The 15548-nt window shown below is 33.7% G+C and carries 13 protein-coding genes, 7 tRNA genes and 1 riboswitch; all 20 genes read right to left on the minus strand.

Annotated features, from left to right (window positions below; translation table 11 throughout):
• Positions 1-29: 29 nt before the first annotated feature.
• Positions 30-1214, minus strand: a complete 1185-nt coding sequence (gene metK / locus C0982_RS07950; protein ID WP_101773703.1) for a methionine adenosyltransferase — start codon at positions 1212-1214, stop codon at positions 30-32.
• Between the two features lie 123 nt (positions 1215-1337).
• A riboswitch (SAM riboswitch) is annotated at positions 1338-1434 on the minus strand.
• A gap of 118 nt (positions 1435-1552) precedes the next feature.
• Entirely contained in the window at positions 1553-2563 is a 1011-nt protein-coding gene (gene mreB / locus C0982_RS07955; RefSeq protein WP_101773704.1) for a rod shape-determining protein, read from the minus strand.
• Positions 2564-2590: 27 nt separating this feature from the next.
• Positions 2591-3844, minus strand: a complete 1254-nt coding sequence (gene murA / locus C0982_RS07960; RefSeq protein WP_101773705.1) for a UDP-N-acetylglucosamine 1-carboxyvinyltransferase — start codon at positions 3842-3844, stop codon at positions 2591-2593.
• Positions 3845-4121: 277 nt separating this feature from the next.
• Positions 4122-5948: a glutamine--fructose-6-phosphate transaminase (isomerizing) gene (gene glmS / locus C0982_RS07965; protein ID WP_101773706.1), complete on the minus strand. Its 1827-nt coding sequence runs from the start codon at positions 5946-5948 to the stop codon at positions 4122-4124.
• A 282-nt stretch (positions 5949-6230) separates the two neighbouring features.
• On the minus strand, positions 6231-7583 hold the full coding sequence (gene glmM / locus C0982_RS07970; RefSeq protein WP_101773707.1) for a phosphoglucosamine mutase: 1353 nt from the start codon (positions 7581-7583) through the stop codon (positions 6231-6233).
• Positions 7584-7761: 178 nt separating this feature from the next.
• On the minus strand, positions 7762-8319 hold the full coding sequence (locus C0982_RS07975) for a 2-oxoacid:acceptor oxidoreductase family protein (RefSeq protein ID WP_101773708.1): 558 nt from the start codon (positions 8317-8319) through the stop codon (positions 7762-7764).
• Positions 8320-9081, minus strand: a complete 762-nt coding sequence (locus C0982_RS07980) for a thiamine pyrophosphate-dependent enzyme (RefSeq protein ID WP_101773709.1) — start codon at positions 9079-9081, stop codon at positions 8320-8322.
• Positions 9081-10142: a 3-methyl-2-oxobutanoate dehydrogenase subunit VorB gene (locus C0982_RS07985; protein WP_101773710.1), complete on the minus strand. Its 1062-nt coding sequence runs from the start codon at positions 10140-10142 to the stop codon at positions 9081-9083. Before C0982_RS07985 ends, C0982_RS07980 begins: the two co-directional genes overlap by 1 nt.
• A 19-nt stretch (positions 10143-10161) precedes the next feature.
• Positions 10162-10377, minus strand: coding sequence for a 4Fe-4S dicluster domain-containing protein (locus C0982_RS07990; protein WP_180946914.1), 216 nt, complete (start codon positions 10375-10377; stop codon positions 10162-10164).
• 51 nt (positions 10378-10428) lie between these two features.
• Positions 10429-11106: an ATP-binding protein gene (locus C0982_RS07995; protein ID WP_101773712.1), complete on the minus strand. Its 678-nt coding sequence runs from the start codon at positions 11104-11106 to the stop codon at positions 10429-10431.
• A gap of 78 nt (positions 11107-11184) precedes the next feature.
• Entirely contained in the window at positions 11185-12264 is a 1080-nt protein-coding gene (buk, locus tag C0982_RS08000) for a butyrate kinase (protein ID WP_101773713.1), read from the minus strand.
• A 465-nt stretch (positions 12265-12729) separates the two neighbouring features.
• Positions 12730-13644 (minus strand): CdaR family protein, encoded by a 915-nt coding sequence (locus tag C0982_RS08005; protein WP_101773714.1) that lies wholly within the window; start codon positions 13642-13644, stop codon positions 12730-12732.
• Positions 13645-13690: 46 nt separating this feature from the next.
• Positions 13691-14548 carry a diadenylate cyclase CdaA gene (gene cdaA, locus C0982_RS08010; RefSeq protein ID WP_101773715.1) on the minus strand — a complete coding sequence of 286 codons (858 nt, stop codon included), beginning with the start codon at positions 14546-14548 and terminating at the stop codon, positions 13691-13693.
• 214 nt (positions 14549-14762) lie between these two features.
• Positions 14763-14836, minus strand: a tRNA-Arg gene (locus tag C0982_RS08015).
• A gap of 13 nt (positions 14837-14849) precedes the next feature.
• Positions 14850-14924, minus strand: a tRNA-Gly gene (locus C0982_RS08020).
• A 10-nt stretch (positions 14925-14934) separates the two neighbouring features.
• Positions 14935-15011: transfer RNA gene (locus C0982_RS08025), tRNA-Asp, on the minus strand.
• Positions 15012-15025: 14 nt separating this feature from the next.
• A tRNA-Val gene (locus C0982_RS08030) sits at positions 15026-15101 on the minus strand.
• 7 nt (positions 15102-15108) lie between these two features.
• A tRNA-Gly gene (locus C0982_RS08035) sits at positions 15109-15182 on the minus strand.
• Between the two features lie 9 nt (positions 15183-15191).
• Positions 15192-15263: transfer RNA gene (locus C0982_RS08040), tRNA-Glu, on the minus strand.
• Between the two features lie 18 nt (positions 15264-15281).
• Positions 15282-15357 (minus strand) — tRNA-Met (locus C0982_RS08045).
• Positions 15358-15548: the final 191 nt, after the last annotated feature.

A 15548-nucleotide genomic window follows, 5' to 3' on the forward strand; every position in this document is an offset into this window, starting at 1 on the left:
ATATCATGGTTTATGTATAAATATTTAATCTATAAATAAGTTTTTAGCTTTTCAACTTTATCCAATCTTTCCCATGGTAGATCAATATCTGTTCTTCCAAAGTGTCCATAAGCTGCAGTTTGCTTATATATAGGTCTTCTAAGATCAAGGTTTTTTATTATAGCTCCTGGTCTTAAATCAAAGTTTTCTTTTACTATTTCCACTAGTTTTTCATTTGATAGTTTCCCAGTTCCAAATGTATCAACCAAAATAGAAAGCGGTCTTGCAACTCCTATTGCGTAAGATAATTCTATTTCGCATTTATCTGCCAAACCTGCCGCTACAATATTTTTTGCAACGTATCTAGCTGCATAACAAGCAGATCTGTCTACTTTTGTTGGATCCTTTCCTGAAAAAGCCCCACCACCATGTCTAGAGTATCCACCATAAGTATCTATTATTATCTTTCTTCCAGTAAGACCAGTATCTCCATGAGGTCCTCCTACAACAAATCTACCTGTTGGATTGATATAGAATAAAGTTTCATCATCTAACAATTCTGCTGGAATAGTTGCCTTTATTACTTTTTCTATCAAGTCTTTTCTGATCTGTTCATTTTCAACATTTACATCATGTTGCGCAGATATTAATACTGTATGTACTCTGACAGGTTTATCTCCTTCATATTCAACAGTTACTTGAGTCTTTCCATCCGGTCTTAAGTATTCTAATTCCCCAGACTTTCTAACTTCTGTCAACTTTCTAGATAATTTATGCGCCAAAGAAATAGGTAATGGCATTAGCTCAGGCGTTTCATTGCACGCAAAACCAAACATTATACCTTGATCTCCTGCACCTACATTTTCTAGTTCGTCTTCTGATTTTTCTCCAGATTTAGCTTCTAAACCTTCATCTACACCTATTGCTATATCATATGATTGCTCGTCTATTGCAGTAAGAACACCACAATTTACTGCATCAAATCCGAATTTTCCTCTAACATATCCTATACCTTCCACAGTTTCTCTTACTATTTTAGGGATATCAACATATGCATTTGTAGATATTTCTCCTGCAACTAAAATTAAGCCTGTTGTAGCTACAGTTTCACAAGCTACTCTAGAATTAGGATCTTTTTTAATTAATTCATCCAAAATTGCATCTGATATTTGATCACATAATTTATCTGGATGACCTTCGGTTACCGATTCTGACGTGAATAAATGTCTTTCCATAATTTAATTTCTCCTCTAAAAATATATATTACTTCTTTCGTCTTGTTCTTCACCTTATTTAGTCAAATTATAAAAAACCTCTCCATAAAAATGAAGAGGCTATTATTTATATAATATTAGCTAACCTCATCTCTCAAGAAAATTTCTTGTAGGATTTAGCACCGTAAAATTCGGTTGCCGGGCTTCATAGGGCCTGTCCCTCTGCCACTCTTGATAAGGTAAATCAAGATTTTATTAAATTGTTTTCTATAACATACTAACACCATTAAATTAAAAAGTCAATATTTTTCATGATTACTCTTAAAATTTAATAGTATTTTGTAATTTACTTATATATATTAAACTGTTCCTGCTATTTCTAATAATTCTACTGAACCTAGAGCAATCCCAGTTCCCAAAGCAACACAACTTATAGGATCCTCTGCTAATTTCACCCTCAATCCTGTTACTTCTGATATTTTTTTATCCATTCCATACAACAGACTTCCACCACCTGTCAACATAATTCCAGATTCAGCAATATCTGATGATAACTCCGGTGGAGTGTCTTGTAACACTTTTACCACTAAGTTTATTATTTGATTAATACTATCGCTCATTGCATCCATTATTTCAATTGAGCTTACTGTAATTGACTTTGGAAGACCGTTTGTAAGATCACGACCCGTAATTTTAATAAATCTTTCTTCTTGTCTTCTATAAGCGCAACCTACATCTTTTTTAATTTTTTCAGCAGTTCTTTCACCAATAATTACATTATAATTCCTTTTAATATATCTTATTATATCTTGGTCAAATCTACTTCCACCAATCTTTATAGACTTACTAATTACAGTTCCTCCTAAAGATATCACTGCAACATCAGAAGTTCCTCCTCCGATATCTACTACCAAGTGACCACCTGGAACTGTTATATCTATTCCCGCACCAATAGCAGCTGCAACAGGTTCTTCAATTAAAAGTACCTCTCTAGCACCAGCTTGCTTTGTAGCGTCTTCTACAGCCTTTTTTTCAATATCTGAAATATTTGTAGGTATTGAAACCATAATTCTAGGCATCACAATTTTTCCCATGCCTTTTTTTTCACCTATCATTTCTATGAAACCTCTTAACATTCTTTCAGCATTATCATAATCTGAAATAACGCCATTCATCATAGGTCTTATTGCTTCTATATCTTTTGGTGTTCTTCCTATCATCTTATAAGCTTCGTTTCCAACAGCAATGACTTCATGTATTCTATTATCAACAGCAACCACTGAAGGCTCACTAAGTACAACGCCTTTATCATCTGCCACTATCAAAACATTGGCAGTACCTAAATCTATTCCTATATCCATTCCAGCCATAACATTCCTCCAAAAAACTATTATTATTTAGTCTTCTACGATGCTAACATCTCCACCTAAAGCTCTAAATTTTTTGTCGATATCAACATAACCTCTTTGTATGTGATATATCTCTCCAACATTTGTAGTACCTTCTGCTATTAATCCACATAAAATCAGTGCAGCTCCTGCTCTCAAGTCAGTTGCAGTCACATCTGCTCCCACAAGTTCCTTAACACCATTTACAACGGCACTTCTCCCATCTATTTTAATATTAGCACCCATTCTATTGAATTCAGTCACATGCATAAATCTGTTTTCAAATACAGTCTCAATCACAACTCCTGTTCCATCTGCAACTGTCAACATAGCCATAAATTGTGCCTGTGCATCAGTTGGAAAACCAGGATGTGGTAGAGTTTTTACATCAATAGGTTTTATAGCTTCTGGTCCTATTACTCTAATAGAGTTTTCTCCTTCTTCTACTGTAACATCAGCTTCTCTAAGTTTTGCGATCACTGGTTTTAAATGGTCAATTATAACATTTTCTAATACTACATCACCTTTTGTCATCGCTGCTGCTACCATATATGTTGCGGCTTCCACTCTATCTGGTATTATTGTATGCTCTGCTCCATGAAGTTCTTTTACACCTTTTATTTTTATAGTGTTTGTACCTGCACCTCTTACAGAAGCTCCCATTTCATTTAGGAAGTTAGCTAAATCAACTATTTCAGGTTCTTCAGCTGCATTTTCTATTGTAGTTACACCTTCTGCTAAAACAGAAGCCATCATTATATTTTGAGTCGCTCCTACTGAAGGGAAATCCAAATATAATTTATTTCCTTTCAACGAATCAGTTCTAGCTTCTACAAATCCATGATCCATTTCTATTGTAGCACCTAGTGCTTTAAATCCTTTTAAGTGTAAATCTATTGGTCTAGTTCCAATTGCACAACCACCTGGCATAGAAATTTTCGTATGATTAAATCTAGCTAGTAGTGGACCCATAACCAAAAAAGAAGCTCTCATTTTCTTTACTAACTCATAAGGAGCCTCATAAGTATTTATGTTACTTGTATCTACAGTAAGTACATTGTCCTTATATTCTATTTCTGCCCCTAGATATCTCAATAAATCTGAAATAACATGAACATCTCTTAAATTTGGAACACTATTTAAAACACACTTTCCATTAGCTAATAATGTTGCTGCTATTATTGGAAGTACTGCATTTTTTGCTCCATCTATTTTTATTGACCCTTTCAATGGTCCGCTCTTTTTTACTCTTATTCTCGGCATAATTGTTCTCCTCTGTAACTTTTAAACTGATTTTATTTTTATCATCTCTATCAATCCCACTTAGGATTGCCTGCTATTGGTTTGTCTTCATTTATAAACTTTATAACATTTATAAATTTTATTAACCACTTCATTAGAAAATTTATAAATGAGTACAAACTCCTACTATACTTTTATATACTTAATTGGGCAATATGTCAACAGATAAGGACAAAAAAGTAAAAAAAAGTGTTTTTTTAACAAGGAGATGCTATAAGCATCTCCTTATTATATTTTTTTATTCCACAGTTACTGATTTAGCAAGATTTCTTGGCTTATCTACATCTAATCCTTTTAGTGCTGATACATGATATGCTAATATTTGCATTGGCACAACTGCTACTACCGGTGCTAAAAAATCAGATATCTTTGGTATATATATTACCCTGTCCGATACGCCTTCAATTAAATTGTTTCCTTCTTTGGCTATTGATATTACAAACGCACCTCTTGCTTTTACTTCTTGTACGTTAGAAACCATTTTTTCTAGTAGTGTATCTTGTGTAGATACGGCTACCACTGGAGTTCCTTCTTCTATTAAAGCAATTGTTCCATGCTTTAACTCTCCAGCTGCGAATGCTTCTGCATGTATATAAGATATTTCTTTTAACTTTAAAGCACCTTCTTGAGATAGTGAGAAATCTGCTCCTCTTCCCAAGTAAAACGCATTATTTTTGTTTATCATAGATTTTGCAATATCTTTTATACTTTCTGATTTATCCAGTACGCTCTGTACACACTCTGGTAATTTCAGCATATTATCTATTATATTTTTATAAGTCTCTTTGTCTATTGTCCCTGCTTTTATAGCAAAATCAAGTGCAATCATATAAAGCGAAACTATTTGTGTAGTGTAAGCTTTTGTAGAAGCAACTGATATCTCAGGACCTGCCCAAGTATAAAAAACATCGTCTGATTCTCTAGCTATTGATGATCCTACTACATTTGTAACAGATAGTACCCTTGCACCTTTTTCTTTTGCATTTCTCAATGCAGCAAGTGTATCTGCTGTTTCTCCAGACTGGCTAACTAAGATAACCAACGAATTCTCATCTACAAAATTTTCACCATATCTAAACTCTGAAGCTATATCGACAATCACCGGAACTCTCATTAATTTTTCAATAGCATGCTTTCCAAGTACACCTGCATGATAAGCAGTACCACACGCTACTATAAATATTTTCTTTATGTCTTTTAATTGTTCTTTAGTAATATTTATATTATCAAGAACAATATCACCTTCTGGATTTAATCTTCTTTCTATTGTATCTTTTATTACAGTAGGCTGCTCGTGTATTTCTTTGTCCATATAAAAATCATATCCACCCTTTGATGCAGCTTCTATATCCCATGTAACCTTAAATATTTCTTTTTCTACTTCTTTTTTATCTTTATCGTAAATTTTTATTTTATTATCTTTTATATGTATTATTTCATCATTTTCTATGAAAATTACATCTCTAGTATATTTTAATACAGCAGGAATGTCTGATGCAATAAAAAACTCTTCTTTTCCAACTCCAACTATTAATGGAGAGTCTTTTCTTGCTGCAACTAGCTCTCCTGGGGAGTTTTTACTTATTACTCCAATTGCATAAGATCCTCTTACATGAGTTACAGCTTCCATTACTGCATCTAATAAATTTCCTTTATTATATTTCGATATAAGGTGCGGTAGAACTTCTGTATCTGTTTGTGATAAAAACTCAGAACCTTCACCTATCAATTCTTCTTTTAGCTCAACATAATTTTCAATTATTCCATTGTGCACTACAGCCAAACTCTTATCATTATTTAAATGAGGATGTGAGTTTGCATCTGATGGTTCTCCATGAGTTGCCCATCTAGTATGACCTATCCCCAGTGAACCTTCAATAGGATTCTTTTCTAATTCACTTGCAAGTACATCTAGTCTTCCCTTATGTTTTTCTACTTCAATGTTCAATCCATTATGAATTGCAACTCCAGCAGAGTCATAACCTCTGTACTCTAATTTTGAAAGCCCATCGATAATTATATCGCTAGCGCTCCCCTTACCTATGTAACCAACTATTCCACACATAATGTGCCCTCCTAAAATTTTTATTTTAGAATTGGTCGCCTGTTGAGTCTTCTTTGTCATTAAGATTGCTCTTAAATTTTGTAAAACTCTTCGGAAACAGGTATCCCTCGAAGCATCCGCCGAATTTTCGATAACTTCGTCCTCGTCAACTATAATCATGTTAATTATAGTTCTGGCGCTAAGAGGCTTTTCACCTCTTTTAATATGTTATTTTGACCAATTGCTTAAACTATTTAATAAATTAAACTTTTTTATATCAGAATACTATATTATCATAAACTTTTATTGAAGTCCAATTTTTTGGTTTATTATATCTGCTAATCCATTTGCCAAAGAGTAAATATGTTCTTCATCCTTGCCTTCTATCATCACTCTTACAAGTGGTTCTGTTCCTGAAGGTCTGATCAATACTCTTCCCATTCCATCCATTATAGATTCTATTCTCTCTATTTCATTTGCAATCTCTTCAAAATCCATATAAGAGTTTTTGTATTCATTTTTTACTTTTACGTTAACAAGAACTTGCGGATACTGATCCATTACCGATGCCGCTTCAGACAATTTTTTATTTTCTTCTTTTAATATAGAAGCCAATACTAATGAAGACATTGTTCCATCACCAGTAGTATTGTAATCTAAAAATACTAGATGTCCAGACTGTTCTCCTCCTAGGCAATGTCCACTTTTAACCATTTCTTCTAGAACATATCTATCGCCTACTTTAGTTGTTTCTAATTTTATTCCATTTTCTTTTGCTGCAATCACAAGACCAATATTGCTCATTACAGTAACTACCAAAGTATCATTTTTTAACAGCCCTTTATTTTTCATGTTTATAGCACTAAGAACCATAATCTTATCACCATCAACTATGTCCCCATTTTCATCAACTGCAATTAATCTATCAGCATCACCATCATAAGCCATTCCCATATCAGCTTTTGATTCTACTACAGTTTTTTGAAGAAGTTCTGGATGAGTAGATCCGCAGTTTAAATTTATATTAGTTCCGTCTGGATTACAATTAATTTCTACTACTTCTGCTCCTAGTTCTCTAAATACCGCCGGTGCGACTCTGTAAGCTGCTCCATTCGCTCCATCTAATACAATCTTCATTCCAGATAAATTACAGTTTATATGCGATTTTAGATAGTCAATATAATCTCTCTCTGCGCTATCTACAAATATCTTTTTCCCAATATCAGTCCCTATAGGGTGTTTTTCTATATTGCTCATGTTATCTATATATGATTCAATTTCAAGTTCTATATCATCATCTAATTTAAATCCTTCATTATTAAAAAATTTGATTCCATTATATTCAACTGGATTATGAGAAGCAGAAATTACCACTCCACAATCAGCTTTATATTTTCTTGTCAAATATGCAACCGCAGGTGTAGGTATTATTCCAACTGTTATTACATCACATCCTACTGACATAAGACCAGATATTAACGCTGCTTCAAGCATGTCTCCTGATATTCTAGTATCTCTACCAACTACCACTTTTACACTATCCTTACCTTTAGTAAGTACATACCCGCCAGCTCTACCAAGTTTGTATGCAAGGTCACAATCTAATTCAGTATTAGCTATACCCCTAACTCCATCAGTTCCAAAATATTTTCTCATCTATTCATTCCACCTTATAATTAAATTTAAACTTCAACAATTTATAAAAATTTACAAAAACTCTCACATAACATTTTATCATAAAAACTTTAATTTTTCTTAACTTTTTATTTATTCGTCATTACAACAAAAAAAGGAGCTTAAATAAGCTCCCTTTTTTATTTATTATACGTTTGTATTAATTTTTCTTTTGTTCCATAACAGCGTTATAACCAGCTTCTAAAGCTTGTCTATTAACTGGTATAAACTTTTCTTTTCTCTTTCCAAAAACCTTCTTGAAAGCTTCTAGTACAGAGTCAACGTTTACACTGTTATCAACTGCTAGGAATGCACCTAACATAATCATGTTGGCAAATTTTGTTCCACCTAATTCATTAGATAGTCCATTTGCATCTATGTAATATGTTTGAACATCATCTCTTTCTACTTTTTCGTGAATTAAAGAGCTGTTAACAAGTATTACTCCACCAGGAATTACGTCTCCTTCAAACTTGATAAGTGAAGGTGAGTTCATTATTATAGCAGCTGTAGCATCATCTGAAATAATAGGAGAACCAACTGGTTCATCTGATATAGTAACAGCACAGTTAGCAGTACCACCACGCATTTCTGGTCCATATGATGGTAACCAAGAAACTTCTTTGTTTTCAATCATTCCGGCGTAAGTCATAAGCTGACCCATAGACATTACACCCTGTCCACCGAATCCCGCACAAATAACTCTAGATGTACTCATTTATTTCTCCTCCTTTGCAGCTTCAATATCTATATCTCTGAAATTCTGAACTGGAAAATAAGGAACCATGTTATCTCTCAACCATTGAAGAGCATTTACAGGAGTTTGTCCCCAGTTAGTAGGACATGTTGATAATACTTCTACCATAGAAAATCCTAATCCAGCCTTTTGAACTTCAAAAGCCTTTCTTATAGCTTTTTTAGCTTTTCTAACTTCACCTGGAGTGTCTACTCTTACTCTTTCAATAAAAGTTGAACCTGTTAAAGTAGATAGCATTTCAGCTATTCTAATTGGATATCCATGAAGTTTCGGATCTCTACCACCCTGACAAGTAGTGGCTTTTTCTCCTATTAGAGTAGTAGGAGCCATCTGTCCACCAGTCATACCGTATGTAGTGTTGTTAACAAATATAACAGTTATATTTTCACCTCTATTAGCAGCATGCACGATTTCTGCTGTACCAATTGAAGCAAGGTCTCCGTCTCCCTGATAAGTAAATACAGTGTGATCAGGTAATACTCTCTTAATACCTGTTGCAGTTGCAGGAGCTCTACCATGAGCAGCTTCATGCATGTCACAATTAAAGTAATTATATGCTAAAACAGAACAACCAACTGGAGCTACACCTACTGCATCTCCTAATGCATCCATTTCTTCTAAAACTTCTGCAACTAGTCTATGAATTATACCATGAGTACATCCTGGACAGTAATGTGTCTGTGCATCAGTTAATCCTGTTGTTTTTTCGAAAATTACAGCCATTACTTAACACCTCCCATAATTTCTTTCGCTCTCTTCATTATTTCTTTTGGTTCTGGAACCATTCCACCTGGTCTACCATAGAAATGTACTGGGTGTCTACCATTAGATCCCAATTTAACATCTTCTACCATCTGCCCTAAACTCATTTCTACTACGAATAAGTTTTTACATGCAGGAATTTCATCAAATGCCTGGTATGGGTAAGGCCAAACAGTCTTAGGTCTTATTAAGCCAACCTTGTATCCTTCTTCACGTAAATCGTTTACACAGTTTTTAACAACTCTTGCCATTGTTCCGTAAGCAACAAATACAAGTTCTGCATCTTCTGTCTGATCCATTTCGTATTGAACTTCGTTTTCTTCTATAACTTTATATTTTCTTTCTAAGTGATAGTTGTGTTCTTCAAGTATTTCTGGAGAAAGGTATAGAGAGTTTATTATGTTAGGTTTTCTCTGTCCCTTTGTACCAGTAGTAGCCCAATCCTTTTCAGGAAGTTCTCTATGTTTTCTTTCCTTTTCAAAGTCAACAGGTTCCATCATCTGTCCAATCATACCATCAAGTAAAACTAATACTGGAGTTCTATATTGTTCAGCTACATCAAATGCATCTTGAATCATGTCACAAGCTTCCTGTACACTAGCTGGAGCGTAAACTGGAGTTCTATAGTCACCGTCTCCTCCTCCTCTAGTTGTCATGAAATAATCTGACTGAGAAGGCTGAATTGAACCTAGACCAGGGCCACCTCTCACAACGTTAAGTATAACACACGGAACTTCAGCACCCGCACAATAAGTTATACCTTCTTGCTTTAATGCAATACCAGGTGAAGAAGATGAAGTAAGAACTCTAGCTCCACAACCTCCTGCACCATATACCATATTAATAGCTGCTACTTCAGATTCTGCCTGTACAAATGTACCACCTATTGCTGGTAATTCTCTTGATAAATATTCTGGTAACTCACTCTGTGGAGTTATTGGATATCCGAAGAAATGTCTACATCCAGCCACCATTGCAGCCTTACCGAATGCTTCGTTACCCTTCATTAGTATCTTAGCCATTAAAAATCCCCCCTAATAATTAATCTCTTTCTACTGTGATTACTGCATCTGGACACATCATTGCACAACTTGCGCATCCTATACATTCTTCCATTTTTTCTACATGTGCAGGGTTATATCCCTTTGAATTAACTTTAGATAAGTCAAGTTCAATTATTTTTTTTGGACATACTGATATGCAAAGACCGCAACCCTTACAGTACTTTTGATCAAAAGACACTCTACCTTTAGCCATTATATTGCCTCCTTGTAATAATATATAATTGTTATTTATTTAAAACACAATCTACATCATCCATTCATCTCTTAAATAAAGATGAAGTGGTAAAACCTCTCCTTCATAATCAGAAGGAATTTGATCGGCAATTTCTGCCAGACAAGATATGAATTTTATAGGTATGTTTCTAGCCTTAGATACTTCCCTACAAACTTCTTGACCTCGGCTTATATCATCTAATGTAGTAGCCTTGAGCATATGCGTATTATTGATAAGCCCAGTAACCTTTAATTTAGAAGCTTCCTCAATCTCATCAATGTATGCCATTACCTCTTCAGCATTTTGTGTTTTTTCTCTGTTTGCATTTACAACAAAAAACATATCATAGTCATCGTCATCTATCATATCTCTATATCTTGCGATTACGGTAGCGCCAACTTTATCGCCGCCTAAATCTATAATATTGTTGTAATCCTTATTTAATAGGGGCGTGTGTATTTCTGCTGAAAGAGCTGGAATATCAAGAGTTGGAGCATCAACAGAACTCGCTATAACATGAATTCCTTTCTCTTCTAGGAATTCTTTCTTTCCCCTAGACCTAAAATATACATTTACTACATCTAGATCAGATATAGCTAACTTACCCTCTATTTTTTCTCTGAGACTCAAAGCGTAGTTAACAGAAAACTCACTTTTCCCACTTCCATAGTGGCCCGTTATTATTCTAATTCTTTTTGTATTATCCATTCGATTGCCTTCCTATATATATATTTAAAGTCTGAAAAACCACGCCGCTAATTATATTGCTAATATATGAACAATATCTTATTTGTCGTAGTCTTGGGCACTTTCATCCCCATTTAATACTCTTAATCCACCTAGAGCTAATGCTATCATTTCATCTTCTCCAGGATAAACTTTTACGTCTGCTAGGAACTTAACTCTATCAACTATAGAATCAGTAAATATTTTTGAATATGCTATTCCACCAGTAAGTAATATAGCATCTACTTTTCCGTTTAATGCTACTGCACAAGCACCTATTTCTTTTGCTACTTGATAAGCCATAGCATCATAAACAAGAGCTGCTTTTTCGTCGCCATCATTTATCATAGATTCAACTTCTCTAGCATCATTAGTGTTTAAGTATGAAACTAAACCACCTTTTCCTGTTATCTTACTCTTCATATCGTATATAGTATACTTTCCACTGTAGCACATTTCTACAAGGTTTCCTACTGGAATTCCACCACTTCTTTCAGGTGAAAATGGTCCTTCACCATCTAAAGCATTGGCAACATCCACTACACTACCTTTTTCATGTGCTCCTACTGAAATTCCGCCGCCCATATGAGCAACTATTAAATTTAAATCTTCGTATTTTTTTCCTACTTCATCAGCATATCTTCTTGCAATAGCTTTTTGATTTAAGGCATGGAAAATACTTCTTCTCTCTACATCAGCAAGACCAGAAATTCTAGCTACCGCATTCATTTCATCTACAACTACTGGATCCACTATATAAGCTGGTATATTCAGCTCTTTAGAAAATTCATTTGCTATTATCCCACCTAAGTTAGATGCATGCTGACCAGAAACGCCTTTTCTTAAATCATCCAACATATTTGGAGTAACATTATAAGTTCCTCCCTTAATTGGCTTTAACAAACCTCCTCTTCCTACAATACAATCTAGGTCTCCAAGGCTTATATTTGCGTCTTTTAACTCTTTTTCAATTACATCTTTTCTGAAATTAAATTGATCAGATATGTTTTTAAACTGACCTATTTCATCTGAACTATGTCTAAGAGTTTTTTCAAATACTTCTTTATCGTTGTCATAAACAGCTATCTTTGTTGATGTTGAGCCAGGGTTGATTGTAAGAATTTTAAAAGTTTTCCCCATATTTTTACCTCCCGAAAATACTATTATTTAATTTATATATTTCTCATACCATATACAGAGTAGTACTTTTTCATTATCAATTAGTAGTCACAGGAAATTCTATTTGTATAACGTTTTCATCCCCCTAAAACTTCTACCAAATAGTTTAAAATGACTCAACATATTGTATAATGAAAACAATTGTCACAGACATAAAAAATGCCACCGAGTTTTTATATTTTAATAAACAATCTCTGTATAAGTCTATTTTATAACTAAAATAAGGAAGTTGCAACAGAAATATTAAATTAACAAAAAGTGTAAATTTAATATTATAAGGCAAACTTCCCTATTATAATTGTTTTATTATGTATTTTTGAATTTTTAGAATATTCTATCATATATTAAGGTAAAAGAAATACATTATTTCGTTATTTTTTTATTTAAATTGTATTATCATTTAATAACCCTCTATTCAGGTATTTTCTACTTTTTTTCTAATACAATTTCAGTTATATCACCTTTTATTTTAATATGTTTAGGTACTACAATTTCAATCTTTTTTTGACCTAAATTCTTTAAATCATCGTCGTTTATCGTTTTAGTATCTATTTTTTCTATTTTTTTTAAAGTTTCATTATCTCCAATTATTACCAAATTTTCTGGTTTTATAATATAAGAATCCTCATTATATGACCTTCCATCATAATCAAGTTTAACAGGTACAGTCTTTTCCATCAAAAATTCAATATCTACATTTATTTTGCTATCCTTAACAGTAACCTTGACTGGTTTACCTGACTTACTATAAGCAGAAAGCATTACTTCGCCTTTTAATTCTCCTTGTTCTGGAACTTCATCTACTTGAATAGTTCCACCTACATAAGCTACACTATTGACTAAAGACCTTGCACCTGAAATCTCAACTTCACTTTTTTCCTGCTTTAAACTAGATATCTTGCTTTTTTTGCTTCCGATAGTTTCTACCTTTACATTTACAGTTTTTGTAATATATTTTTCTAAATTAACTGCCAAAGAGCTATCTTTTAACTCTCTTGTTACTCCACTAGATATATTTGTTTTAAGCTCTACTATATTTTTGCCTTCTACTGGATTAATCAATTCTGCATCTATTCGAACATTATTTTTGTTTAACTTTTGAACTTCGGATAACTTACCCTGAACGGTAATATCTGTCTTTAAATTTTCACTAGGATATAATACAAAACCTTCTCTTACTATTTCATTTGCATTTGTGATATTGACCGGAATATTCTCTATCACCTTTTTTTCACTTGGGTCTACTACAGCCATTACATATAGCCAAAGTGCCAAAGCAGTTATCAAAGATATTACCTTTGTTTTTACATTTTGCGTATTATTAATGTTATCTTTTTTCATATTTAAAATTCACCTCTGCTTTTATTTATTCTTCAGAAGAGATACCTTATGAATCAGATTTATTTAATAAATCTCTTAAAAAATTAAAATTGTTTTCCGATTTTCTTTTATAAAAACTTTTTAATATATTAAATAATCTTTCTCTTGTAATATTTCTATATATTTTTCCTGACTTAGTAATTGAAACACTCCCTGTTTCTTCTGATACTATAAGTGTTAAGCAGTCTGAAATTTCACTTACACCTATACCCGCTCTATGTCTGGTTCCCAAATCTTGACTCAAATCTTTTCTCTGTGTTAAAGGTAAAAAACAAGCTGCTGATTTAATTTTCATGTCCCTTATAATCATTGCTCCATCATGTAATGGTGTATTTGGCGAGAAAATATTACATACTAACTGTTTGGTTATTTCACCTTCAATTTTTATACCAGTAACAATAATTTCATTTAATTTTGTTTCGCCTTCTAAAACTACTAGAGCACCAATTTTATCTTTAGAAAGATCATAGATTGCATCTAGCAGTTCATTTATTACACCATCTGAGTCATCTTCATATCTAGAATTTGACTGAGAACTAAATTTTTTTATTTTAGTATTTCTCCCTATATGTTCTAGTCCTGCTCTAAGTTCTGGTTGGAAAATAATAAATGGAAGTATAAAACCTACTTCTAATATTTTAACAAGTACCCAATACAGAGTGTGAAGTTTGAATATTTCACTCAGCTGCGTTGCTACTAGCAATATTACTACTCCCTTAAATAACTGCTCTGCGCGAGTATCTTTTATGAACATAAGTATTTTATAAACAATATAAGCTATTATTAGTACATCTACAACATCATTTATACTTACTTTTGATAATATCTGAAGAAATTTGTTAAAAACTAAACTAATTGACCACATTTAAATTCCTCCTAATGCTGTTAACTATTTTTTCAAAGTTACTAACCTCTATTTTAACACATTAAATATATATTTAGTTATAAATATAAAATTTAAGAGTATATTAAATATTTAACAGTTTAAACTTTTAATTATATTTTTCATTTCGTTAATTTAAATCACATTTTCATCTCAAAAAAACTCTACTATCAAATTAATAGTAGAGTTTTTTTAGTGAGCGCACAGGGATTCGAACCCCGGACACACGCCTTAGAAGGGCGTTGCTCTATCCAACTGAGCTATGCACCCATATTATTTTTTATGGAGCGGGAAACGAGATTCGAACTCGCGACTTCGACCTTGGCAAGGTCGCGCTCTACCACTGAACTATTCCCGCATAATTCTAATGGCGACCTGGAAGGGACTCGAACCCTCGACCTCCAGCGTGACAGGCTGGCATTCTAACCAACTGAACTACCAGGCCGCGTTGTATTTATATGGTGGGAGTAACAGGGCTCGAACCTGTGACCCCCTGCTTGTAAGGCAGATGCTCTCCCAGCTGAGCTATACTCCCACATATATGGAGCGGGTGAAGGGGATCGAACCCTCACAGCTGGCTTGGAAGGCCAGAACTCTACCATTGAGCTACACCCGCAAAAAAAAATGACTCCTAGGGGAATCGAACCCCTGTTACCGCCGTGAAAGGGCGGTGTCTTAACCGCTTGACCAAGGAGCCATGTAAACTGGTTTTAAATGGTTGCGGAGGAAGGACTTGAACCTCCGACCTTCGGGTTATGAGCCCGACGAGCTGCCAACTGCTCCACTCCGCGTCATTGTAATACTTTTTTACCGACTCCAAATGTTATTATTGAAATTCTTTAAAAACGTATTAAAATATTAAATTGAAAGTTTTGTACTCTCAAAACTGAATATATTAGTGTATTTTTATTGGTCAAGTCCTCGATCTATTAGTATCAGTAAGCTACATACATTGCTGCACTTACACCTCTGACCTATCAAC

This window comes from Peptostreptococcus faecalis (assembly GCF_900240845.1).
Taxonomy (GTDB): domain Bacteria; phylum Bacillota; class Clostridia; order Peptostreptococcales; family Peptostreptococcaceae; genus Peptostreptococcus; species Peptostreptococcus faecalis.

Excerpts from the sequence above, each read along its gene's own strand:
- metK (WP_101773703.1), bottom strand. The coding sequence starts at position 1,214 with ATGGAAAGACATTTATTCACGTCAGAATCGGTAACCGAAGGTCATCCA.
- mreB (WP_101773704.1), bottom strand. The coding sequence starts at position 2,563 with ATGGCTGGAATGGATATAGGAATAGATTTAGGTACTGCCAATGTTTTG.
- murA (WP_101773705.1), bottom strand. The coding sequence starts at position 3,844 with ATGCCGAGAATAAGAGTAAAAAAGAGCGGACCATTGAAAGGGTCAATA.
- glmS (WP_101773706.1), bottom strand. The coding sequence starts at position 5,948 with ATGTGTGGAATAGTTGGTTACATAGGTAAGGGGAGCGCTAGCGATATA.
- glmM (WP_101773707.1), bottom strand. The coding sequence starts at position 7,583 with ATGAGAAAATATTTTGGAACTGATGGAGTTAGGGGTATAGCTAATACT.
- C0982_RS07975 (WP_101773708.1), bottom strand. The coding sequence starts at position 8,319 with ATGAGTACATCTAGAGTTATTTGTGCGGGATTCGGTGGACAGGGTGTA.
- C0982_RS07980 (WP_101773709.1), bottom strand. The coding sequence starts at position 9,081 with ATGGCTGTAATTTTCGAAAAAACAACAGGATTAACTGATGCACAGACA.
- C0982_RS07985 (WP_101773710.1), bottom strand. The coding sequence starts at position 10,142 with ATGGCTAAGATACTAATGAAGGGTAACGAAGCATTCGGTAAGGCTGCA.
- C0982_RS07990 (WP_180946914.1), bottom strand. The coding sequence starts at position 10,377 with ATGGCTAAAGGTAGAGTGTCTTTTGATCAAAAGTACTGTAAGGGTTGC.
- C0982_RS07995 (WP_101773712.1), bottom strand. The coding sequence starts at position 11,106 with ATGGATAATACAAAAAGAATTAGAATAATAACGGGCCACTATGGAAGT.
- buk (WP_101773713.1), bottom strand. The coding sequence starts at position 12,264 with ATGGGGAAAACTTTTAAAATTCTTACAATCAACCCTGGCTCAACATCA.
- C0982_RS08005 (WP_101773714.1), bottom strand. The coding sequence starts at position 13,644 with ATGAAAAAAGATAACATTAATAATACGCAAAATGTAAAAACAAAGGTA.
- cdaA (WP_101773715.1), bottom strand. The coding sequence starts at position 14,548 with ATGTGGTCAATTAGTTTAGTTTTTAACAAATTTCTTCAGATATTATCA.